Annotated in this window: 26 protein-coding genes; 11 read left to right on the forward strand and 15 right to left on the reverse strand. The window is 63.8% G+C overall.

Translation table 11 applies throughout. The annotated features are described in order from the left end of the window. The first annotated feature begins 4 nt into the window (after positions 1-4). The 3 genes from DQW91_RS02500 to DQW91_RS02510 are packed head-to-tail and all read left to right on the forward strand — an operon-like array spanning position 5 to position 2,081. Positions 5-574, forward strand: a complete 570-nt coding sequence (locus tag DQW91_RS02500) for a Smr/MutS family protein (protein WP_112661960.1) — start codon at positions 5-7, stop codon at positions 572-574. Beyond that, on the forward strand, positions 571-1,020 hold the full coding sequence (locus DQW91_RS02505; RefSeq protein WP_112661961.1) for a helix-turn-helix domain-containing protein: 450 nt from the start codon (positions 571-573) through the stop codon (positions 1,018-1,020). The genes DQW91_RS02500 and DQW91_RS02505 overlap by 4 nt, the downstream gene beginning before the upstream one ends. 59 nt (positions 1,021-1,079) lie before the next feature. Further along, positions 1,080-2,081 carry an adenosine kinase gene (locus tag DQW91_RS02510; RefSeq protein ID WP_112662426.1) on the forward strand — a complete coding sequence of 334 codons (1,002 nt, stop codon included), beginning with the start codon at positions 1,080-1,082 and terminating at the stop codon, positions 2,079-2,081. Positions 2,082-2,245: 164 nt separating this feature from the next. On the opposite strand, the gene DQW91_RS02515 is transcribed toward DQW91_RS02510, so the two are convergent. Continuing rightward, a complete protein-coding gene (locus tag DQW91_RS02515; protein ID WP_112661962.1) occupies positions 2,246-3,085 on the reverse strand; it encodes an SDR family oxidoreductase in 840 nt (279 codons plus the stop codon). A gap of 128 nt (positions 3,086-3,213) precedes the next feature. On the opposite strand from DQW91_RS02515, the gene DQW91_RS02520 reads away from it, so the two are divergent. Further along, positions 3,214-3,585, forward strand: a complete 372-nt coding sequence (locus DQW91_RS02520) for a winged helix-turn-helix transcriptional regulator (protein WP_112661963.1) — start codon at positions 3,214-3,216, stop codon at positions 3,583-3,585. Positions 3,586-3,607: 22 nt separating this feature from the next. Here DQW91_RS02520 and coaA read toward each other — a convergent pair whose 3' ends face one another. The 7 genes from coaA to hisB form a co-directional block, all read right to left on the reverse strand. After that, positions 3,608-4,582 carry a type I pantothenate kinase gene (gene coaA / locus DQW91_RS02525; protein WP_112661964.1) on the reverse strand — a complete coding sequence of 325 codons (975 nt, stop codon included), beginning with the start codon at positions 4,580-4,582 and terminating at the stop codon, positions 3,608-3,610. Positions 4,583-4,732: 150 nt separating this feature from the next. Beyond that, entirely contained in the window at positions 4,733-5,053 is a 321-nt protein-coding gene (locus tag DQW91_RS02530) for a phosphoribosyl-ATP diphosphatase (protein ID WP_112661965.1), read from the reverse strand. 204 nt (positions 5,054-5,257) lie between these two features. Beyond that, on the reverse strand, positions 5,258-6,046 hold the full coding sequence (gene hisF, locus DQW91_RS02535) for an imidazole glycerol phosphate synthase subunit HisF (protein WP_112661966.1): 789 nt from the start codon (positions 6,044-6,046) through the stop codon (positions 5,258-5,260). Further along, on the reverse strand, positions 6,046-6,798 hold the full coding sequence (hisA, locus tag DQW91_RS02540) for a 1-(5-phosphoribosyl)-5-[(5-phosphoribosylamino)methylideneamino]imidazole-4-carboxamide isomerase (protein ID WP_112661967.1): 753 nt from the start codon (positions 6,796-6,798) through the stop codon (positions 6,046-6,048). Before hisA ends, hisF begins: the two co-directional genes overlap by 1 nt. Next, complete coding sequence (gene hisH, locus DQW91_RS02545) at positions 6,786-7,436, reverse strand: imidazole glycerol phosphate synthase subunit HisH (RefSeq protein ID WP_112661968.1); 651 nt, start codon at positions 7,434-7,436, stop codon at positions 6,786-6,788. The genes hisA and hisH overlap by 13 nt, the downstream gene beginning before the upstream one ends. Next, positions 7,433-7,933 (reverse strand): DUF2628 domain-containing protein, encoded by a 501-nt coding sequence (locus DQW91_RS02550; protein ID WP_112661969.1) that lies wholly within the window; start codon positions 7,931-7,933, stop codon positions 7,433-7,435. Before DQW91_RS02550 ends, hisH begins: the two co-directional genes overlap by 4 nt. Positions 7,934-8,004: 71 nt before the next feature. After that, positions 8,005-8,592, reverse strand: a complete 588-nt coding sequence (gene hisB / locus DQW91_RS02555) for an imidazoleglycerol-phosphate dehydratase HisB (protein WP_112661970.1) — start codon at positions 8,590-8,592, stop codon at positions 8,005-8,007. Positions 8,593-8,766: 174 nt separating this feature from the next. Here hisB and hslV point away from each other — a divergent pair, with 174 nt between their 5' ends. The 4 genes from hslV (at position 8,767) to DQW91_RS02575 (ending at position 12,203) form a co-directional block, all read left to right on the forward strand. Beyond that, the gene (gene hslV, locus DQW91_RS02560; RefSeq protein WP_112661971.1) at positions 8,767-9,294 is read left to right on the forward strand and encodes an ATP-dependent protease subunit HslV; all 528 of its coding nucleotides are present in this window, start codon (positions 8,767-8,769) and stop codon (positions 9,292-9,294) included. A gap of 72 nt (positions 9,295-9,366) precedes the next feature. After that, positions 9,367-10,677 (forward strand): ATP-dependent protease ATPase subunit HslU, encoded by a 1,311-nt coding sequence (gene hslU / locus DQW91_RS02565; protein WP_112661972.1) that lies wholly within the window; start codon positions 9,367-9,369, stop codon positions 10,675-10,677. 142 nt (positions 10,678-10,819) lie between these two features. Beyond that, positions 10,820-11,320, forward strand: a complete 501-nt coding sequence (locus DQW91_RS02570) for a hypothetical protein (protein WP_112661973.1) — start codon at positions 10,820-10,822, stop codon at positions 11,318-11,320. A gap of 187 nt (positions 11,321-11,507) precedes the next feature. Further along, positions 11,508-12,203: a BA14K family protein gene (locus DQW91_RS02575; protein WP_245410867.1), complete on the forward strand. Its 696-nt coding sequence runs from the start codon at positions 11,508-11,510 to the stop codon at positions 12,201-12,203. 49 nt (positions 12,204-12,252) lie between these two features. On the opposite strand, the gene DQW91_RS02580 is transcribed toward DQW91_RS02575, so the two are convergent. Then, positions 12,253-12,603, reverse strand: a complete 351-nt coding sequence (locus DQW91_RS02580; RefSeq protein WP_112661974.1) for a RidA family protein — start codon at positions 12,601-12,603, stop codon at positions 12,253-12,255. A gap of 153 nt (positions 12,604-12,756) precedes the next feature. On the opposite strand from DQW91_RS02580, the gene DQW91_RS02585 reads away from it, so the two are divergent. Continuing rightward, positions 12,757-13,401 (forward strand): hypothetical protein, encoded by a 645-nt coding sequence (locus tag DQW91_RS02585; RefSeq protein ID WP_112661975.1) that lies wholly within the window; start codon positions 12,757-12,759, stop codon positions 13,399-13,401. Between the two features lie 27 nt (positions 13,402-13,428). Here the strand turns inward: DQW91_RS02585 and mbfA are convergent, their stop codons facing one another. Then, complete coding sequence (mbfA, locus tag DQW91_RS02590; protein WP_112661976.1) at positions 13,429-14,412, reverse strand: iron exporter MbfA; 984 nt, start codon at positions 14,410-14,412, stop codon at positions 13,429-13,431. A gap of 83 nt (positions 14,413-14,495) precedes the next feature. Here mbfA and DQW91_RS16520 point away from each other — a divergent pair, with 83 nt between their 5' ends. Beyond that, complete coding sequence (locus DQW91_RS16520; protein ID WP_157961310.1) at positions 14,496-14,672, forward strand: hypothetical protein; 177 nt, start codon at positions 14,496-14,498, stop codon at positions 14,670-14,672. 80 nt (positions 14,673-14,752) lie between these two features. On the opposite strand, the gene DQW91_RS02595 is transcribed toward DQW91_RS16520, so the two are convergent. The 3 genes from DQW91_RS02595 to rpsO all read right to left on the reverse strand — a co-directional run bounded on the left by DQW91_RS02595 (position 14,753) and on the right by rpsO (position 18,250). Beyond that, positions 14,753-15,364, reverse strand: coding sequence for a pyridoxamine 5'-phosphate oxidase family protein (locus tag DQW91_RS02595; protein WP_112661977.1), 612 nt, complete (start codon positions 15,362-15,364; stop codon positions 14,753-14,755). Between the two features lie 138 nt (positions 15,365-15,502). Next, positions 15,503-17,665, reverse strand: a complete 2,163-nt coding sequence (pnp, locus tag DQW91_RS02600; protein WP_112661978.1) for a polyribonucleotide nucleotidyltransferase — start codon at positions 17,663-17,665, stop codon at positions 15,503-15,505. A 315-nt stretch (positions 17,666-17,980) separates the two neighbouring features. Next, positions 17,981-18,250 carry a 30S ribosomal protein S15 gene (rpsO, locus tag DQW91_RS02605; RefSeq protein WP_112661979.1) on the reverse strand — a complete coding sequence of 90 codons (270 nt, stop codon included), beginning with the start codon at positions 18,248-18,250 and terminating at the stop codon, positions 17,981-17,983. A gap of 468 nt (positions 18,251-18,718) precedes the next feature. Between rpsO and DQW91_RS02610 the strand changes: the two genes are divergently transcribed. Continuing rightward, positions 18,719-19,315, forward strand: a complete 597-nt coding sequence (locus DQW91_RS02610; protein ID WP_245410868.1) for a nucleotidyltransferase family protein — start codon at positions 18,719-18,721, stop codon at positions 19,313-19,315. Positions 19,316-19,345: 30 nt separating this feature from the next. Here the strand turns inward: DQW91_RS02610 and truB are convergent, their stop codons facing one another. Both truB and rbfA read right to left on the reverse strand, forming a co-directional pair. Then, entirely contained in the window at positions 19,346-20,266 is a 921-nt protein-coding gene (truB, locus tag DQW91_RS02615) for a tRNA pseudouridine(55) synthase TruB (RefSeq protein ID WP_112661980.1), read from the reverse strand. A 5-nt stretch (positions 20,267-20,271) separates the two neighbouring features. Beyond that, the gene (rbfA, locus tag DQW91_RS02620) at positions 20,272-20,694 is read right to left on the reverse strand and encodes a 30S ribosome-binding factor RbfA (RefSeq protein WP_112661981.1); all 423 of its coding nucleotides are present in this window, start codon (positions 20,692-20,694) and stop codon (positions 20,272-20,274) included. Positions 20,695-20,782: the final 88 nt, after the last annotated feature.

A 20,782-nucleotide genomic window follows, 5' to 3' on the forward strand; every position in this document is an offset into this window, starting at 1 on the left:
CGGCATGACCCGCCGTCGCCGCTCCCTCAACACGGAGGAAAAGCGCCTGTGGGCCCATGTCACGCGGGGCGTGAAGCCTATGACGGGCAAGGAATTGCCGGGGGAGCCCGAACCGGCGGAAGAGCCAAAGCCCGCTCTGGCCTCGCTTGCCCCGCCGCCCTTGCCCCTCGCCTCGCGGCCCGCGCCGAAAAAGCCTTCCCCGCCTCCCCTTGCGCCAGTGGAGCGCAAGACCCTCCAGGCCCTTCGCCGGGGAACGCGCTCTGTCGATGCGGTCATCGATCTCCACGGCATGCGGCAGGCCGAGGCGCACATGGCGCTGATGGGCTTTTTGCGGCGGGCGCAGGAGCGCGATCACGGCCTCGTTCTCGTCATCACCGGCAAGGGCCGTTCGTCCTCCGCGGGGGCGCTGTTCGAGGAGCGCGGCATCCTGCGGCGCATGGTGCCTCATTGGCTCGGCCTGCCGGAATTGCGCGCGCTTGTTCTCGGCTTCGATGAGGCTGTCGCCCATCACGGCGGCTCCGGCGCGCTTTATGTCAGGCTTCGCCGCAGGCGCGGAGCGGGGTCGAGCGCATGACACCCTTTGGCGAAAAAGTGCGGCGGCTTCGCCGCGAGCGTGGATTGCTCCTGAAGGACATGGCCGCGCATCTCGGGGTTTCGAGCGCCTATCTCTCGGCCCTCGAGCGCGGCGAGCGCGGCAAGCCAAGCTGGGCGCTCATTCAAGGCACGCTGCAATATTTCCACATCATCTGGGACGAGGCTGATGAGCTCGTGCGTCTTGCCGATCTCTCCGATCCGAAGGTCAAGATCGACACGGCGGCTACCCGGCCGGACGTGACGCTTCTGGCAAACAGGCTCGCGCGTGAGATCGCCAACCTGTCGCCGGAGGATACGAACCGAATGCTGACGATTCTCGACAAGGCCGGACGGCACGGGCCGAAAGCGCCCGGCACGGCTGGCGATCGCGCGGTTTCGGCACGGTCGGGCGAGAACACCAATCAAGAATCCACCCAAGAAACTTGACCGCTTCGCCTGCGAATGCGAAAGCGCGCCAACATTACCTCCTCTCATTCTGGTTTCCCATGTCCTCCACCCGCATCGACGTGCTCACCCTCGGCAACGCCATCGTTGACGTTCTCGCCCACACGGACGAGGCGTTCCTCGTGGCCCAGAAAGTCCACAAGGGCGCCATGCAGCTCATCGACGAGCCCCGCGCCGAGCACCTCTATTCGGTGATGGGCCCGGCCACCATCGTCTCCGGCGGTTCGGGAGCGAACACGGCGGCGGGCGTGGCCTCGCTCGGCGTCAAGGCGGGCTTCATCGGCAAGGTGAAGAACGACGAGACCGGCAGCCTCTTCGCGCACGACCTCAAGGCCATCGACGTGCATTACGATGTCGCCTTCGCGAAGGACGGCCCGGCCACCGCGCGCAGCTTCATTCTGGTGACGCCGGACGGCGAGCGCACCATGAACACCTATCTCGGCGCGTGCCAGAACCTCACGCCGGACGACGTGAAGCCCGAAACCGTGCGCGCGGCTTCTTACGTTTATCTCGAAGGCTATCTGTGGGATCCGCCGGCGGCGAAGGAAGCCTTCCGCAAGGCGGTGAAGATCGCCCACGAGGCGGGCAACAAGGTCGCGCTGACTCTCTCCGACGCCTTCTGTGTCGACCGCTACCGCGACGAGTTCCTCGGCCTCATGCGCGACGGCAGCCTCGATATCGTCTTCGCCAACATTCACGAATTGCAGAGCCTTTATGGCACGTCGGACGCGGAGAGCGCCCTTGCGGCGCTGCGCGAGGAGAACCTGCTCGGCGTCGTCACCCGTTCCGACGAGGGCGCCCTCGTCGTCACCCGTGAGGAAACCCGCGCGGTGAAAGCCTTCCCCGTGGATCAGGTGGTGGACACGACCGGCGCGGGCGACCTCTTCGCCGCCGGCTTCCTCGCCGGTCTCGTCGAAAACCTCGACCTCACCGACTGCGCCCGCCTCGGCGGCCTCGCGGCGGCGGAGGTCATCAGCCACCTCGGCGCGCGCCCGCAGACGAACCTGCGCGACCTCGCGCGGCAGGAAGGGCTTTTGAGGTAAGCCGAACGCACTGCCCTGACCTCTCCCCGGCGGGGAGAGGTCGAGCGCAGCGAGGGTAAGGGTCCGCGGCTTTTCCCGAAAAGGGCTCCGAACCCCTCACCCGGACCTGCGGTCCGACCTCTCCCTCAGGGAGAGGTGACCGGCAGCCGCCAGCTGGGGCGGCTTTAAGCCTTCAGCACGGCAGCATTGTCCCGCACATAGGTTTCCAGAGAGCGCGGCTTGTGGCTCGTCAGAGTCTCGACGGCATCAGTCACCTTTGCCGTCCAGCCTTCGCGCACGGGGTGGAAGATCGTGGCGAGGAAACGGGCGTAATCATCCGGCACGCCCGCGCCTTTCAGAATGCCGATGAAGGTTTCATCGTCCACCGCCGTGTAGGCGACCGGCTTGCCAAGAACCTTCGACAAAAGGGCCGCCGCATCCGCGTAGCCGAGGGCTTCGGGGCCGGTCAGGCTGAAGGCCTTGCCGTCGAAGCGGTTCGTCGTGAGGGCCGCCGCCGCGCTCTCGGCAATGTCGCGGACGTCGATGAAGCTCGACTTGCCGTTGGCGGCGGGCACCGCGATCTGCCCATGGTCGATACCGGCCTTCCAGAAGATATGGAAATTGTCGGCGAACCAGTTCGGCCGCAGGATCACATAGGGCGTGCCTGATTTCTCGAGGGCGATCTCGACCTGGCGGTAGGGGATGGAATCGTCTGCCTCGACGCCGAACACGCTCTGGAACACCACTTTCACCTTGCGCGCGGCGGCGGCCTCGATGACCGGCAGCAGCATTTCCTTCGCATTCACATAGCCGGTCGGCAGCATCACATAGGCCCGGTCGACCCCTTCGAAGGCGCGGGCGAAGGTGGAGGGGTCGTTGTAGTCGAACGCCACGCCCTCCGCGCCCTCGACCGGCTTGCCGGAGCGGGATGCGGCCTTCACCGCCTCGCCCTTTGCCAGCAGCGCCTTCACCAGCGGCTTGCCCACATTGCCGGTCGCACCGAGCACGAGAATCTTTCCAACCATCGGAATCTCCTAGTTTCTACTGGAAACTTTCTATCAATCTGATAGCTACTACCGATGAGACAGGGGCGAAAGAGAGCACTTTCGGCTCACATAGTTCCCGGAAAGAAACCCAACAGCGGGTCCCGACGATGAAGCATGCCTACAACGTTTACGAAGATCGCTGCCCGACGCGCCTCGTGCTCGATCGGCTCGCCGATAAATGGGCGCTGCTCATCCTCGACCGGCTGGAGGACGGGCCGGTGCGGTTCAATCACCTGCGGCGCGACATCAAGGGCATTTCGCAGAAGGTGCTGTCGCAGACGCTGAAAAAGCTCGAGCGGGACGGGCTGATCTCCCGCACGGTCTTTCCCACCGTGCCGGTGACGGTGGAATACGCCCTTACCCCGCTTGGCCTGACATTGACCGAAACCGTGTCGGCGCTCGCGCATTGGGCGGAGCGCAACATGGACGCCGTTTTGGCGGCGCAGGCTTCCTATGACGCGGCAAGCGGCGCGCGTTGAGGGCGCGTCGAAGTCTTGAAGCTCAAAGCCTTCTCAGCGCGACCGTTTCGATGCGGTGGCTCGCGCCCTTCTTGAGGATCAGACTCGCGCGCTGGCGGGTGGGAAGGATGTTCTCGCGCAAATTCGCGAGGTTGATCCGGTTCCACAGGCCTTCGGCGGTCGTGATCGCCTCCTCTTCCGAGATCTCCGCATAGCGGCGGAAAAAGGATTTCGGATCGCGGAAGGCAGTGTGGCGCAGGCGCAAGAAGCGGTTCACGTACCAGCGGTGCAAATCCGCTTCCTCGGCGTCGATATAGACCGAGAAATCGAAGAAGTCGGAGACGAAGGGAATGACGGTGCCGTCGCGCGGCATGCGCGCGGGCTGCAGCACATTCAGCCCTTCGACGATGAGAATGTCGGGCCGGTCGACGACGACTTCCTCACCGGGCACCACATCATAGACGAGGTGCGAATAGAGCGGCGCGCGCACGCTGCGCTTGCCCGCCTTGATATCCGCCAGAAACCGCAACAGCGCGTTGGTGTCGTAGCTCTCCGGGAAACCTTTTCGCTCCATCAGGCCGAGGCGGTTCAGCTCCGCGTTCGGCAGAAGGAAACCGTCGGTGGTGACGAGATCGACCTTCGGCGTGTTGGGCCAGCGGGCGAGGAGCGCCTGCAGCACGCGGGCGGTGGTGGATTTTCCGACCGCGACGGAGCCCGCGACGCCGATGATGTAGGGCACCTTCACGTCGTTCTCGGCCATGAGGAAGCGCTGCGTCGCCTTGAACAGCCCTTGCGTTGCCGCAACATAGAGCGACAGCAGGCGCGAGAGCGGCAGGTAGATCGCGGCGACTTCGTCCAGCGAGATCGGATCGTTGAGGGATTGCAGGCGCAACACCTCGTCCGCCGTGAGGGTCAACGGCGCGTCGGCGCGCAACTGCGCCCACTCTTCCCGCGAGAAGATGCGATAGGGCGAGAGGTTGTCGCTGTCGGACGCGGGCACCGGCGTGCGCTGATCCATCGAAGACGCCTTTCCTGTTCTGGTTGGAGCGCTCTCCCTTTTCGGGAATTCGATATCGCTCCGGCGTTCCCTCACGGGTCTAGATTTTTATTTGCCGCATGATCGGTGCGAACAACCGATTTCCAGTTGTTCTGATCATGCTCGCGGCTCTTATTGGCTACGCGCCGCTTTTTCCGCCAATCCCGATTGCGACGTGCGGCGTTCGAGCTCGGCCATCACATCACTTAAGGGGATTTGAGCGCCCTGCAACACGACCAATAGGTGATAGAGCACGTCCGCCGCCTCGGCGGTGAGGTTGGCGCGGTCCTGTGCCACAGCCGCGATCACCGCCTCCACCGCCTCCTCGCCAAGCTTCTTGGCGGCCCGCGCCGGACCCTCGGCGAGAAGCTTCGCCGTGTAGGATTCGCTCACAGGCGCCTGAGCGCGTTGCGCGACGATGGCGGCGAGGTTGTCAAGGGTGAAGGAGGTCATGGCTCAATCTTCAGTTTTCGGCGGCTCAATAGACCCGTCGGGCCTGAAAAGCCAGCTTTTCCGAAAGAAATGGGGAAACAGCACGCAAGCTCAACCTCATCCTGAGGAGCCGCGAAGCGGCGTCTCGGAGGAGGTTCCAGCGCCCTCTGGAGCCGCCTCGCCCTTCGAGACGGCCTGACGGTCTCCTCAGGGTGAGGCTCCCCTTTACGCCTTCGCCGGCTTGTCGAGCCGCATCTTCAGCCCCGCCTTCGCCATGTAGTTCTTCGCTTCGGCGATGGTGTGCGTGCCGAAGTGGAAGATCGAGGCGGCCAGCACGGCGCTGGCGTGGCCTTCCTTCACTCCATCGACCAGGTGGTCGAGATTGCCGACGCCGCCGGAGGCGATGACCGGCACCGAGACCGCATCGGCGATGGCGCGCACGAGGGGAAGGTCGTAGCCGCCCTTGGTGCCGTCCCGGTCCATCGAGGTGACCAGAAGTTCGCCCGCGCCGAGATCGGCGACCTTTTTCGCGAAGGCGATGGCATCGAGGCCGGTGGCGTTGCGCCCGCCATGCGTGAAGATTTCCCAGCGCGGTTCCTCGCCTTCGCCCGACACCTTCTTGGCGTCGATGGCGACGACGATGCACTGCGCGCCGAATTTTTCCGCCGCTTCGCGCACGAAGTCCGGGTTGTTCACGGCGGCGGTGTTGATCGACACCTTGTCCGCACCCGCCAGCAGGAGCTTACGGATGTCCTCCACCGTACGCACGCCGCCGCCGACGGTGAGCGGCATGAAGCACGCTTCCGCCGTACGCTGCACCGCGTCGAGCAGGATACCGCGCGCTTCGTGGCTCGCGGTGATGTCGAGGAAGCAGAGTTCGTCGGCGCCGGCGGCGTCATAGGCCTTGGCGGCTTCGACAGGATCGCCCGCATCGACGAGATCGACGAACTGCACGCCCTTCACGACGCGCCCGTCCTTCACATCGAGGCAGGGAATGAGGCGGACCTTCAGCATCAGACCGTCTCCCCCCGCGCCGTCTTCAACAACGCCAGCGCCTGCGCGGGATCGATGCGCCCGTCATAGAGCGCGCGGCCCGAGATCGCGCCGCCGAGGATGGCGCAATCGGGTTGCGTCAGGCGCTCGATATCCGCCATCGAGGCAAGGCCGCCGGAGGCAATGACGGGGATAGAAACCGCCTTGGCGAGCGCCAGCGTCATCGGGATGTTGAGGCCCTTCAAGATGCCGTCGCGGGCGATGTCGGTGTAGATGATCGCGGCAACGCCCGCATCTTCGAAGCGGCGGCCGAGTTCCTCCGCCGTGAGCGTCGAGGTCTGCGCCCAGCCTTCGACGGCAACCAGCCCGTCCTTGGCGTCGATGCCGACCGCGATCTTGCCGGGATGAAGCCGCGCGGCCTCGCGCACGAACGCCGGATCGCGCACGGCGGCGGTGCCGATGATGACGCGGGCGACGCCCTTCGACAGCCAGCCCTCGACGGTCTTCATGTCGCGGATGCCGCCCCCGAGCTGCACCGGAATCTTGATGCGCTTCAAAATCTCCTCGACGGCGGAGGCGTTCATCGGTTTGCCCGCGAACGCGCCGTCGAGATCGACCACATGCAGCCACTCGAAGCCCTGCGCCTCGAAGGCGGCGGCTTGCGCTGCCGGATCGTCGTTGAACACGGTCGCCTGGTCCATGTCGCCCTGAATCAGGCGAACGCAGCGGCCTTCTTTGAGATCGATGGCGGGAAAGAGAATCACGGGCGCCACCTCAGGAAATTGGCGATGAGCTTGAGACCGAGGGTCTGGCTCTTTTCGGGGTGAAATTGCGTGCCGGCGATGTTGTCGCGCGCGACCATCGCCGTCACCGGTCCGCCATAGGACGTGGTGGCGACAATATCGCGGCTTTCGCTCGGCTGCAGCGCGAAGGAATGCACGAAATAGGCGTGGAGGCCGTCCGCGCCGGTTTCAATGCCGTTCAGAAGCGGGTGCGTGTGGCGCACGTCGAGGGTGTTCCAGCCCATATGCGGGATCTTCAAGGAAGGATCGTCGGGCATGATGGCTTTGACATCGCCCTTGATCCAGTCGAGCCCTTGCGTGGTGACGTGCTCGAGCCCCCGCGTCGCCATGAGCTGCATGCCGACGCAGATGCCCAGAAAAGGATGGCCCTTTTCGCGCACCACGCGGCTGAGGGCATCCACCATGCCGGGAACCGCATCGAGCCCACGGCGGCAATCGGCGAAGGCACCGACGCCGGGCAGAACGACCCGATCGGCCTTGGCGACCGTGTCCGGATCGGAGGTGACGGTGATGGTGTCGGAAAGACCCGCCTCACGGGCCGCGCGCTCGAAGGCTTTCGCGGCGGAGTGCAGGTTTCCGGAACCGTAATCGACGATGGCGACGCTCACAGGGGACGCTCCGCATCAGGAAAGAGGCCGATCACAGGTTCGATCCTGCGGGTCGGCGATGTCGCCGGTGTGACGGCGGGTGTGACAGTCGTCTGGCGGGCCGCTGCCGGCGTGCGCTGGAGCCAGCGCGCGAAAAGCATGGTCTCGGCCTCGTCGCGGTTATGCGCGCGCACCACGTCGACGGCGGGCAGGCCGCGCCGCGTCAGGGACCAGCGCCGCAGGCTGTTCGCCTCCAGCCCGATCAGGGTGGAGAGCAGCACCTGCGCGAGGAACCCGGCGGCGGGATGCACGTTGAAGGCTTCCATCGCAAAACCGAGCCCGATCACCGCGGCGAGAACGAGAAGGCCCGCAAGCCAGAGCCGATGGAAGAAGAACCAGAGGAACGTGAAGAAGAACGCGCCCCAGGAAAAGCCGTCCTTCACCGTCCGGGCCTTGTCCAAATCGCCCGCATCGCCCGGCCGCGCGCTGCGCGGCAGGTGCAAGACATAGGTTTTCATGACCGTCCCGCTCCTAAAGCATGATCGGAACAACCGAAAACCGGCTGTTCGTCCGGATCATGCCGCAACCTCTAAAGTGTGCCCTTCGTGGAGGGAACGCGTCCCCCCTCTCTTGGGTCCACCGCCACCGCCTGACGCAAGGCGCGTGCCAGACCCTTGAAACAGCTTTCCGCGATATGGTGGCTGTTTTCGCCGTAGATGGTTTCTACGTGCAGGGTGAGGCCGGAATTGATGGCGAAGGCCTGGAAGAACTCGCGCACCAGCTCCGTGTCGAACGCGCCGATCTTCTCCGTCGGGAAGGCGGTGCGGAACAGGAGGAAGGGGCGGCCCGAGATGTCGAGGGCGATCCGGGTCAGCGTCTCGTCCATCGGCAGGTGGATATCGGCGTAGCGCAGGATGCCCTTTTTGTCGCCAAGCGCCTTCAGAATCGCCTGGCCGAGCGCGATGCCGGTATCCTCCGTCGTATGGTGCTGGTCCACATGCAAATCGCCCGTCACCTTCACGGTCAGGTCGAATAGACCGTGCCTTGCGAAGAGTTCGAGCATGTGATCCAGAAAACCGACCCCGGTCGCGATTTCGGCCTTGCCGGTGCCATCAAGGGCAATCGACACGGCGACATCGGTCTCGGCGGTGCGACGGCTGACGCTCGCGGCGCGCATTCTTTCATCCTTGCTGAGGAGTGAGACGAGGCGTTCTATCAAGCTCGACCGAGAAACGCTACCCGCGTTGCTTTTGAGCCGGCGATGATTAAGTGACGGGGTAAAGAGGTCCTCTCCTCCCCCCTCCCTCGCCCTCCGGAGTTCCCTCCCGTGTCAGACAATTCCTCGCCCCTCATGCACGCGACCACGATCCTGATGGTGCGGAAAGGAAACCGCGTCGTCATCGGCGGCGATGGGCAGGTGAGCCTCGGCCAGACCATCGTTAAGGGTAACGCGCGAAAGGTGCGCCGCCTCGCCAAGGGCGGCGTGATCGGGGGCTTTGCGGGAGCGACGGCGGATGCGTTCACCCTGTTCGAGCGTCTCGAGGCCAAACTCGAGCAATATCCCGGCCAGCTCACCCGCGCCTGCGTCGAGCTCACCAAGGACTGGCGCACGGACCGCTATTTGCGCCGCCTGGAGGCGATGATGCTCGTCGCCGACAAGGAGGTCGGCCTGCTGCTCTCGGGCAGCGGCGACGTGCTGGAGCCGGAGGGTGGCATCATGGCCATCGGTTCGGGCGGCAACTATGCGCTGGCCGCCGCGCGGGCGCTCGCGGACTCGGACAAGGACGCGGAAGCCATCGTGCGCCGCTCGCTGTCCATCGCGGCGGAGATCTGCGTCTATACCAATAGCAATATCGTTATCGAGAGCATCGACTTATGATCGGCAAGGACGTGTCCTGAAGTTCCTTCCGCCTCAAATCGCCCGCAATCTTCAGCATCTTCTCGCAAGCTCATGACCACATTCTCCCCCCGCGAAATCGTCTCCGAACTCGACCGCTTCATCGTCGGCCAGCACGATGCGAAGCGCGCCGTCGCGATTGCCTTGCGCAACCGCTGGCGGCGTCAGCAGCTCGACGGATCGTTGCGGGAGGAAGTCGCGCCGAAGAACATTCTGATGATCGGGCCGACAGGCTGCGGCAAGACGGAGATCTCGCGCCGCCTCGCGCGGCTCGCCAACGCGCCATTCATCAAGGTGGAAGCGACGAAGTTCACGGAAGTCGGTTATGTCGGCCGTGACGTGGAGCAGATCGTGCGCGATCTCGTCGAGGTCGGCATCGGCCTCGTGCGCGACGAGCGCCGCAAGCAGGTGCAGGCGAAAGCGCATCTTGCCGCCGAGGAGCGCGTGCTCGATGCCCTCGTCGGCACCACGGCCAGCGCCGCGACGCGCGACAGTTTCCGCCGCAAGCTGCGCAACAACGAACTCGACGACAAGGAAATCGAGATCGAATTGCAGGCGAGCGGCCCGCAGGGCATGCCGATGTTCGAGATCCCCGGCATGCCGGGAGCCTCCGTCGGCGCGATCAACTTGAGCGACATGTTCGGCAAGGCTTTCGGCGGGCGCGCCAAGGCGCGCCGCACCACGGTGCACGAGGCCTATGAACCGCTGGTGGCGGAGGAATCCGACAAGCTTCTCGACCAGGATGCCATCGTGCAGGAAGCGATCCGCCAGGTGGAGAACAACGGCATCGTCTTCCTCGACGAGATCGACAAGATCTGCGCCCGCGAAGGGCGCTCCGGCGCGGACGTGTCGCGCGAGGGCGTGCAGCGTGATCTTCTGCCGCTCATCGAAGGCACGACGGTTTCGACCAAGCACGGATCGGTGAAGACCGATCACATTCTCTTCATCGCCTCGGGCGCGTTCCACGTCTCGAAGCCGTCGGACCTCTTGCCCGAATTGCAGGGCCGCCTGCCGATCCGGGTGGAGCTGTCCCCGCTCACCGTCGATGATTTCAAGCGCATCCTCACAGAAACCGAGGCGAGCCTCGTCAAGCAATCCGTCGCGCTCATGCAAACGGAGGGCGTCGATCTCGTGTTCACGGACGATTCCATCGATGCGTTGGCCAAGGTCGCTGTCGAGGTGAATGACACGGTCGAGAATATCGGTGCGCGCCGTCTGCAGACGGTGCTGGAGCGCGTGCTCGACGATATTTCCTTCACCGCGCCCGACCGCTCAGGTGAAAGCGTGACGATCGATGCGGCTTATGTTCGCAGCCAAGTCGAAAGCCTGGCAAAAAATACGGACCTGAGCCGTTTTATTTTGTAATTGGCATGAAGAACTGAAGCTTAACTTCAGATAATAGATACGCTTTCTTCAAACTCTCGCGATTACAGAAGTGTAATCTTTGAAAATCGGAACAGCACCTCGGAGCTGGCGTTGAATCCCTTGTCAGACGAGGGAGTTTCCCATGCGCAAATCTTTCCTAGTTACTGCAGCCGCTCTTGCGCTCGGCTCGGCGTCCCTTTGGGCCGCGTCATCGCAGGCGCAGTCTATCTCCAAGGACGACATGGCCGTGCTTTCGCAAAAGGCGGCCTATGCGCAGAGCAGTGAACGCACGACGGTCAAGAGACGCCATCCCGTAACGCGGCATGAAGCGGCGGTGTACCATCGTCGCCATTATGCACAGCAGCCTTACTACTATCGTCGCGGCTACGCACAGGCGCCCATGAGCTACTACAGCCCGATGAATCCGTATGGCTATGACTACGGCTATCGCCGTGGGGTCGACGTCACGGCGACGGGTAGCATCGCCGGGGCCACACCCGGGGTGTACGGGGTCTACGGGCCGTCCTGGGGCCAGACGCCGGGACAGAGCTGGATTTCCTACTGCTCGGCGAAATACCCGACCTACGACAAGACTTCGAACACGGTCTGGGCTCCGGATGGGCAGCAATATCTCTGCCAGTAGTCACTCAGGCTGAGACGAGCGATGGGCCTTCGGGCCCATTGACGCTTTTCGGAACAGGGCCAACGCCCACGCGTTGGCCCTGGAGCATGATCAGAACAAGTGGAAACCGGTTGTTCGCCTTAGATCATGCGATCTCAAGGTCTAGCGTCGTTTCGTTCGATGCGAGGTGGAAGAGGAGGGTCCACTCATGCGAAACAAGATCATCGCCGTTCTGGCGTCGACTCTCATAGGCTCGGCGTCGCTTTTGCCTGTCTCCGTCCTGGCGCAACCGACCCTGGCGCAACCGACCCAGCAGGATCCGCGCCTTCAGCTTCCCTTGACGCAATTGCAGAACGATGAATTCGCGACCGCTTACGCCCGTCGCGGTGGCGGAGGTTTTCGTGGTGGAGGAGGAGCGCACTTCCGGCGGCCTCCAGCGCGCATGCACGGGGGCATGCATCGGGGTGCAGGCATGCATCGCGTTGCCCATCGCCCTGCGTACAGGTCCGTTGCCGGTTATCGCCCCGGCGGTTACAGGCCCGCCGCGGCATACAGGCCGGCCTATCGTCCCGGCTACGCCTACCGCCCCGGTTATGGTTATCGGGGTTATGCTTACCGCTCCGGTTATCCCTATCGGGGTTATGCCTATCGTCCCGGCTATCGCTATCCGTACTATGCCGGGAGCCCCTATTACGGCGGCGGGTATTACTATGACTATGGCGGCGCGGCGGCTGCCGGAGCTGTCGGCCTTGCGACGGGGGCGATCGTAGGCGGTGCGGTTGCTTCGCAGAACCAGAACCAGATGAACACCGCGGTCCAGTACTGCGCGCAACGCTTCAAATCCTACAACCCCGCGACCGGCACCTATGTCGGTTACGATGGCCGGGCGCGGTCCTGCCCGTAGCGGCATCATGGATGCCCCATAAAGGAAATGGGCCCCTCGGGGCCCATTTTTATTTTGCGGCGATGACCGCAATCTCCACCTTGAACTGCGGCGCGGCGAGCTTGGCTTCCACCGTGGCGCGGGCCGGAGTGTTGCCGGGCGAGACCCAGGCATCCCACACGGCGTTCATTTCCTGGAACGTCGCCATGTCGGTGAGCCAGATATTGGTCATCAGGATCTTGGTCTTGTCGGTGCCGGCTTCCGCGAGAAGCGCATCGATGATCGAGAGGATTTCCTTGGTCTGCTCGCCGACGCCCTTGCCGGCGGCCTTATCGGCGACCTGACCGGCCAGATAAACCGTGTTGCCGTGAACGACCGCGCCGCTCATGCGGGGGCCGGGCTTGATGCGTTGAATGGACATGGCGCTTCCTCGAAAAGCAAAAAACGGGCCGCTGTTGTCCGCGCTGGCGGCCACGAGGTCAAGGGTGGAGGACCGGTCTAGACCGAAAGCCTGATTGTACGATGATTTTTTTCCCAACTATGATCCATCGTTTCAAAGTGACGGTGAGCGACGATGGTTCGAATTCTCTTGCTTGTGGCGGCCCTTCTTGCGGGAAGCGCATTTGGTGCGCCCGAGGCGTTTGCCGATCAGGCCGATTGCTGGCGCGGCATCGAGGCCTACAAGAAACGGACGGACGAGCTGAGCCAGCTCACGGAAAACCATCGCAACACGAAGACCGAAGAGGCGCGTTGCGCCATGCTCGCAAAGACGCGCGAAGCGACGCTGCAGAAGATCGACATGAGCAATGCTTGCGCACCTTATGTTTCCACCGCGCAAAGCGATATCGCCAAAGCGAAGCAGGATCTGAAGCTGCTGGATTCGCCTCAACTGAAATGCGCCGCACCCGGCGTGAAAGCGCAATCGGAGGAGGACCGTTGCAGCATCGACTTGAGCGCGTCGAGAGCGGGTAGCGACGAGTCGGTGAAGGCCTCCCGGGCTTACCGGGCAAGCGGCTCCGATGCGGATTTCTGCATGATGGTCACAGCGTCCGAGCGCGCGGTTGCGGCCGCCACGAAAGCGGTCAAATCCTGCCGCCGGCTGCACCCCGAGGAAATGGCCAAGGAACAAGCCGAGACGGTTGAGTTCGCAAAGCTGATCGCGACCATGCGCCGGGATTATGCCAAGCGCTGCAAATCCGGTTCGGGCGCGCGAACCTAGCTTGACCGGGTAACCTTCGGCGCGGCTTCACGCGTTGCCGATGAGCACCCCCGCCGCGAAGACCAGCGAGCCGCCGAGCACCACCTGGAAGGCGGCGCGCAGGAACGGCGTTTCCATGTAGCGGTTCTGCACGAAAGCGATGGCCCACAGTTCCACGAACACGACGCAGGCGGCGACGATGGTCGCGGTCCAGAAATGGGGGATGAGGTAGGGCAGCGCATGGCCGAGGCCGCCGATGGCGGTCATGATGCCCGAGGCCAGACCCCGCTTGAGCGGCGAGCCGCGCCCGGAGAGCTTGCCGTCGTCATGCGCGGCCTCCGTGAAGCCCATCGAAATGCCAGCGCCCACGGATGCCGAGAGGCCGACGAGAAAGGTCTGCCAGGTGTCTTGCGTGGCGAAGGCGGCGGCGAAGATCGGCGCGAGGGTCGAAACGGAGCCGTCCATGAGCCCCGCGAGGCCCGGCTGGATATAGGTCAGGATCAGTTGCCGCCGCTCGGTCTCGGCCTCCTGCTCGCGGATGTCCTCCGGCGTGAGCGATTCGCCGAGACGGCGCGCGAGCGAGATGTGCCCCTGCTCAGCGGCGGCGAGATCGCCCAGAAGCTTGCGGGTGGAGGCGTCCGTGGAGCGCTGGCCTGCCGCGACATAGAAGCGGTGGGCCTGTTCCTCCATGTTCTCGGCGGCGGCGCGCACCTTCTCGATGCCGAGCGGCCGCACCAGCCAATCGGGCTTCCTCTCGTAATAACCGCGCACATGCTCCCGGCGGATCAGCGGAATGGTATCGCCGAAGCGCTTCTGGTGAAGCTCGATCAGGGCGCGGCGATGCCGGTCCTCCTCATCCGCCATTTCCTCGAACACCTTGGCCGAGTGGGGAAATTTTTCCCGCAGGCCGTCCGCATAGGCCCGGTAGATGCGCCCGTCATCCTCCTCGGAGGAGATGGCGAGGGCGAGAACTTCCTGTTCGGAGAGGGAATCGAAGGGGCGGCGGTTGAAGCCGAAAATGCGCGAAAACATGCGGCGAATCCTGTTTAGAATGATTCTAATAACTTTGCTGCTGAAGCTCGTCAATTACGCAACGGGGAGAGATAGGGGGCGGCATGAGGATCGGCCGTGAGCACGGCTTCGTCATCCCGGACGCCAAAGGCGATCCGGGATCGCGTGACGAGAATGCCCATCCGCTTCTGCACCCGCCTCATCCTGAGGAGCGGCGCAGCCGCGTCTCGAAGGAGGGTCCAGCGAGCACTGGAACCGCCTCGCCCTTCGAGACGGCCTGACGGCCTCCTCAGGGCGAGGCTCCCGGGGAGTTTGATGGCCCGCTTTCGTGGCCGGGAGGGCGGGCAGAGGGCGCATCGCCTCAATAAAGCGTCGTCTTCAACCGCTCCGGCAGGGCCTTGTCATAGGCCTCGCCGCCGACCCTGTTCTCGCTCAAGCCCGCCAGCATCTGTCCGGCGCTCGGCACGGCTTCGCGCGGCAGGCGCTTGTCCGGGTTCCACAGCTCCGCTCGCACGATGGCGCGTGAGCATTGGAAGAACACGGCATCGACGTCGATCACGAGCACGGTTTTTGGCGCCTTGCCGTCGATGGCAAAACTCTCGAGCAGCGCCGGCTCCACCGAGATCGTTCCGCGTCCGTTGACGCGAAGCGTCTCGCCGATGCCGGGGATCATGAAGAGCAGGGCGAGGTGCGGATCGTGCAGGATGTTGCGCAGTGAATCGATGCGGTTGTTGCCGCGCCGGTCCGGCAACAACAGCGTCTTCTCGTCCTGGACGCGAACGAACCCCGGCCCGTCCCCACGCGGCGAGCAATCGAGCCCCTCCGGCCCGCGCGTCGCCAGTGTCGCGAAGGGCGATGCCTCGATGAAACTGCGATAGACCGGCACAACCCGGTCCGTTTCCTTGACGAGCGAGGCTTCAGCGGGTTCGCCGTAGAGGGATTGGAGAGCGGCGAGGGAGGTGATGGCGGTCATAGCGGGATTTGACGCGACTTTGCGCAGGCAATCAATCGCAGCGTTTCCGGACAGGGCGGGAGCGGCGGTTTTTACAACGACAAGCAACAAAAAGGGCGGCTCGAGGCCGCCCTTTTCAATTCATGAGCCTTAACGCCCTTACTCGCCAGCCGTCTGCTTGGCCTTCTCGGCGTCGCGTTCGGCCTTGAGCTTCTCGGTGATGTCTTCGCCGGTTTCCTGGTCGACGACCTTCATGGAGAGGCGGACCTTGCCGCGCTCGTCCATGCCGAGGAACTTGACCTTCACCTTGTCGCCTTCCTTGACCACGTCGGTGACCTTGTTGACGCGGTTCTTGGCGAGTTCGGAGATGTGGACGAGGCCGTCGCGCGAACCGAAGAAGTTCACGAACGCGCCGAATTCCATCACCTTCACCACCGTGCCTTCGTAGATCGTGTTGATCTCGGGCTCGGCGACGATGGAGCGGATCCAGTTATAGGCGGCCTTGATCGACTTGCCGTCGGCGGAAGCGATCTTGATCAGGCCGTCGTCGTTGATGTCGATCTTGGCGCCGGTCTTCTCCACGATCTCGCGGATGACTTTGCCGCCCGAACCGATGACTTCGCGGATCTTGTCGACCGGGATCTGCATGGTCTCGATGCGCGGAGCGTGCTCGCCGAGTTCGGCGCGCGGCGCGGTGAGCGCCTTGTTCATCTCGCCCAGGATGTGGGCGCGACCGTCCTTCGCCTGCTCCAGGGCGACCTTCATGATCTCCTCGGTGATGCCTGCGATCTTGATGTCCATCTGGAGCGAGGTGATGCCCTGGTCCGTTCCGGCCACCTTGAAGTCCATGTCGCCGAGGTGATCCTCGTCGCCGAGAATGTCGGAGAGAACCGCGAAGCGCTCACCCTCGAGGATGAGGCCCATGGCGATACCCGCGACCGGACGGCGGAGCGGAACGCCCGCATCCATCAGCGCCAGCGAGCCGCCGCAGACGGAAGCCATCGAGGACGAACCGTTCGACTCGGTGATCTCCGACACGACGCGGATCGTGTAGGGGAACTCGTGGGACGGCGGCAGCATCGGGTGGATGGCGCGCCAGGCAAGCTTGCCGTGGCCGATTTCGCGGCGGCCGGGCGAACCCATGCGGCCCGTCTCGCCGACGGAGTAGGGCGGGAAGTTGTAGTGCAGCAGGAAGGTTTCCTTGCGGGTGCCTTCGAGCTGGTCGATGTACTGCTCGTCCTCGCCGGTGCCGAGCGTGGCGACCACGAGGGCCTGCGTCTCACCGCGGGTGAACACGGCCGAACCGTGGGTGCGGGGCAGAACGCCGACTTCGGAGACGATGGAGCGCACGGTCTTGAGATCACGACCGTCGATGCGCGAACCGGTGTCGAGGATGTTCCAGCGCACGACCTTGGCCTGGGCGTCCTTGAAGACGGCCTTGACCTTCTCGGGCTCGAACTTGGCTTCACCGTCCGCCGGGCAGAGCGCCTCGAACACCTTCGCCTTGACGATGTCGATGGCGGCGTAGCGGTCCTGCTTCTTGGTCAGCTTGTAGGCTTCACGAAGGTCCTTCTCGGCGATGTCGAGAACGGCCTTCTCCACGTCGGAGACGTCGGCCGGCTGATAATCGCGCGGCTCCTTGGCGGCCTTTTCGGCGAGGCGGATGATGGCCTCGATCACCGGCTGGAAGTGCTTGTGGCCGAACATCACGGCGCCGAGCATCACGTCTTCCGCCAGTTCCTTGGCCTCCGATTCCACCATCAGAACCGCGTCAGCCGTACCGGCGACGACGAGATCGAGGGAGGTTTCTTCCATTTCCTGCAGCGGCGGGTTCAGCTTGTACTGGCCGCCGATATAGCCGACGCGGGCAGCGCCCACCGGGCCCATGAAGGGCACGCCGGAAATGGTCAGGGCAGCGGAGGCTGCGACCATGGCGACGATGTCCGGATCGTTTTCAAGATCGTGCGAGAGCACGGTCACGACGACCTGGGTGTCGTTCTTGTAGCCTTCGAGGAAGAGCGGACGGATCGGGCGGTCGATGAGGCGGGAGACGAGGGTCTCCTTCTCGGTCGGGCGGCCTTCACGCTTGAAATAACCGCCCGGAATGCGGCCGGCGGCGTAGGTGCGCTCCTGGTAGTTCACCGTGAGCGGGAAGAAATCGATGCCTGCCTTCGGCTCCTTGGCGGACACGACGGTAGCGAGCACCGTGGTCTCGCCGTAGGTGGCGACGACGGCGCCGTCGGCCTGGCGGGCCATCTTGCCCGTCTCAATCGTGAGCTTGCGCCCACCCCAGATCAGTTCTTCGCGTTGAATGTCGAACATGTGGTTTTGTCTTTCATGACAGGGCGGGGCTCGATGCCATGAGCAAGACGGCAAGACGCTCGGCGGCGGGGAAAACGGCCCCGCCGGTGTAAGCGCCTTGCGATCCTGCCATGGTCATCGCGTCATCCGCCTCCTTTGAGAACGCCGGGATTTACATCTCTTCGGCGTTGGAGCCCGGGAGCGAGGGACCTTCCCGTCGCGCCGGCTCCGCGCTTTGTTTGAGCCACGATCCTTCTGCGAAGGGACCGTCCCCTCGCCCGATCGTGCTCGGGAAGCCGTCCGGAGCCAGGCTCCGGACGGAAGTCTTTGGAGAAGTTAGCGGCGGATGCCGAGCTTCTCGATAATGGTCTTGTAGCGGCTCTCGTCCTTCTTCTTGACGTAGTCGAGAAGCGAACGGCGCTGCGAGACGAGCTTCAGGAGACCACGACGGGAATGATTGTCCTTCGTGTGGGTCTTGAAGTGGCCGGTGAGATTGTTGATCCGCTCGGTGAGGATGGCGATCTGCACTTCCGGGGAACCGGTGTCGCCAGCCTTCTGAGCAAATTCCTTCACGAGCGCGGTTTTGCGCTCAGCCGTAATCGACATCGCATGTCCTTTCAGGTTCGTATTTTCAAGAAAGGCCCGTATTCGGGCCTGCTGCCGTCAGAGGCGGCCGGGCCGGGATGTCGTCCAGCGCGGTCGGATCTCATGACGCATCCGGCAGGCAAAACCCGCCGAAAGTGGGCGCACCATACACGAAAACCGCGCAAGTGCCAGAGATTTCGTTTTTGCCAAGCCGGACAGGGCGTTGGAGGTTGGTCGTCATCCCGGACGACGAAAGTCAATCCGGGATCGTGAGCAGGGTAGGGCTCGAACTTCCTCTCCCTCAGGGAGAGGGTTGGGGTGAGGGGTTGCCGCGCGACCCGGTGAGGGCGCCCCCCTCACCCGCCGCACAGACGTGCGTCGACCTCTCCCTAAGGGAGAAGTGTTCCCGCGCCATGCCCGTTTAGCGTTGACAATTGCCCAAGTTCCTATTTTGTTCTTCGTTTTGTGAGCGAGGGAAACGAAGGAAGCGTGGCGATAACAAACGAAGAAGCTGAGGCCTTTCGGGAAGCGATCCTGCAAAATCCCATCAACCGCTTGCTGCTGGAGCGGTTGCCGAGGCTTGGACTGGAGGATGTCTGGCTCGTCGGTGGTTGCCTGTTTCAAACCGTTTGGAATGTGCAGACGGGCCGCGCACCGACGGATGGTATCCAAGACTACGATGTCTTCTATTTCAGTGGCGTCGATCTCTCGTGGGAGGCCGAGCATCACGACATTTTACGTGCCGCCGAGATCGTGAAAGATATTCCCGCGCGCGTAGAGCTGAGAAACCAGGCCCGGGTGCATCTCTGGTATGGCGAGCGCTTCGGTCCCGGCTATCCCCAGCTATGGTCAAGTCGCGAGGGGATCGACCGTTTTCTCATCAGTTGCGCCCGCGTTGCCGTTGGCGTTGGCGAACAAAATGCCCTGGATCTCTATGCTCCCTGCGGCTTGGCCGATCTTTATGCAGGCGTGTTGCGGCCCAACCCTTTGAATTTTCGACCTGATCTCTTCGCTGCAAAGTCGCAAAGCTACAAGACACGGTGGCCGTGGCTTAAGGTCGAGTCATCTGTGTTCACGGCCGCGTAATGTGTCGCGATTCCCGTCGAACGATTCGCGTCACGCTCCGAGATTGAACACCCGGTGCGGCACCAGTTCGCCCTGCTCCACATCGCCGACGGCGACCAGCACGCCGTTGCAGGTGGCGTAGATCTTGCCGGAGATCGGGGCATCGCGGCCGCGCAGGATGATCGACTGGCCGCGCATCAGGCGGGCTGCCATGTCGCGGCTCACCGCGATGGTGGGGAGGTCGCTGAGGGCGGTTTCGACGGGGCGAAGCGCCGCCGGCTCGGTGGCGATCTCGTCGATGAGGAAGGAATCCTCCTCCGTGAACGGCCCGACGCGCGTGCGCCTCAGCGCCGCGATATGGCCGAGGCAGCCGTGCGCGCGGCCAAGATCGCGCGCGATGGCGCGCACATAGGTGCCTTTGCCGCAATCGGCTTCGAGAATGGAGCGGTTGCCGTCGTGATGGATGAGCGCGAGGCGGTCGATCTCCACCGTGCGCGCCTGTAATTCCACCACCTCGCCGTCGCGGGCGAGGTCATAGGCGCGCTCGCCCTGGATCTTGATGGCGGAAAAGCGCGGCGGCACCTGCTGCACCTGGCCGATGAAGCGGGGCAGAAGCGCCTCGACCTCCGATGCAGTCGGCAGCTTGTCCGTGCGCGCGACGATCTCGCCTTCGGAATCGTCTGTGTTGGTTTCCGCGCCCCACTCGACGGTGAACACGTAGGATTTGCGCCCGTCCATAATGAAGGGCACGGTCTTCGTCGCCTCACCCAACGCAATGGGAAGAATGCCGGAGGCCAGCGGATCGAGGGTGCCCGCATGGCCCGCCTTCTTCGCCGACAGGGCGCGTTTTACAGCGGCGACAGCATGGGTCGAGGTCATGCCCACGCCCTTGTCGAGCACGATCCAGCCGTTGACGTCGCGCTTCTTGGGACGCTCGCCCTGCGGGCGGCGCTGCGGTCGTTCTTCGCTCATGGATCTTACTCGTCGTTGTCGTCGTCGGACGGCGCGGGCTTTGCCGTATCGCGCTGAACCTTTTCCGAGCGCAGCAACGCATCGATGCGCGCGGCCTCATCAAAACTTTCGTCCCGGCGAAAGCGCAGCTCCGGCGCGTATTTCAGGTTCACCCGGTGGGCGACTTCCTGGCGCAGAAACTTCTTGTTCTGCTCGAGGGCCTTGATCACCGCCTGCTCGTCCTTGCCGCCGAGCGGCATGACGTAGGCCGTCGCGAGCTTGAGGTCCGGCGACATGCGCACTTCAGGGATCGTGATGACGTGCCTGGTCAGCACCTCGTCCTGCAAGTCGCCGCGTGAAAGAATCTCGGCGAGCGCATGGCGCACGAGTTCGGCCACGCGCTGCTGGCGCTGGGAGGGGCCGGTGGTTTGTTCGAAACGTTTAGCCATTTTCAATCTCCGGGATTGGACCGGGTTCTTCAAAAAGTCATGGCCGGGTATAACCCGGCCATGACAGCAGATGTTTCAGGGCCTTGCG

This window comes from Microvirga flavescens, assembly GCF_003290125.1.
Classification (GTDB): Bacteria; Pseudomonadota; Alphaproteobacteria; order Rhizobiales; family Beijerinckiaceae; genus Microvirga; species Microvirga flavescens.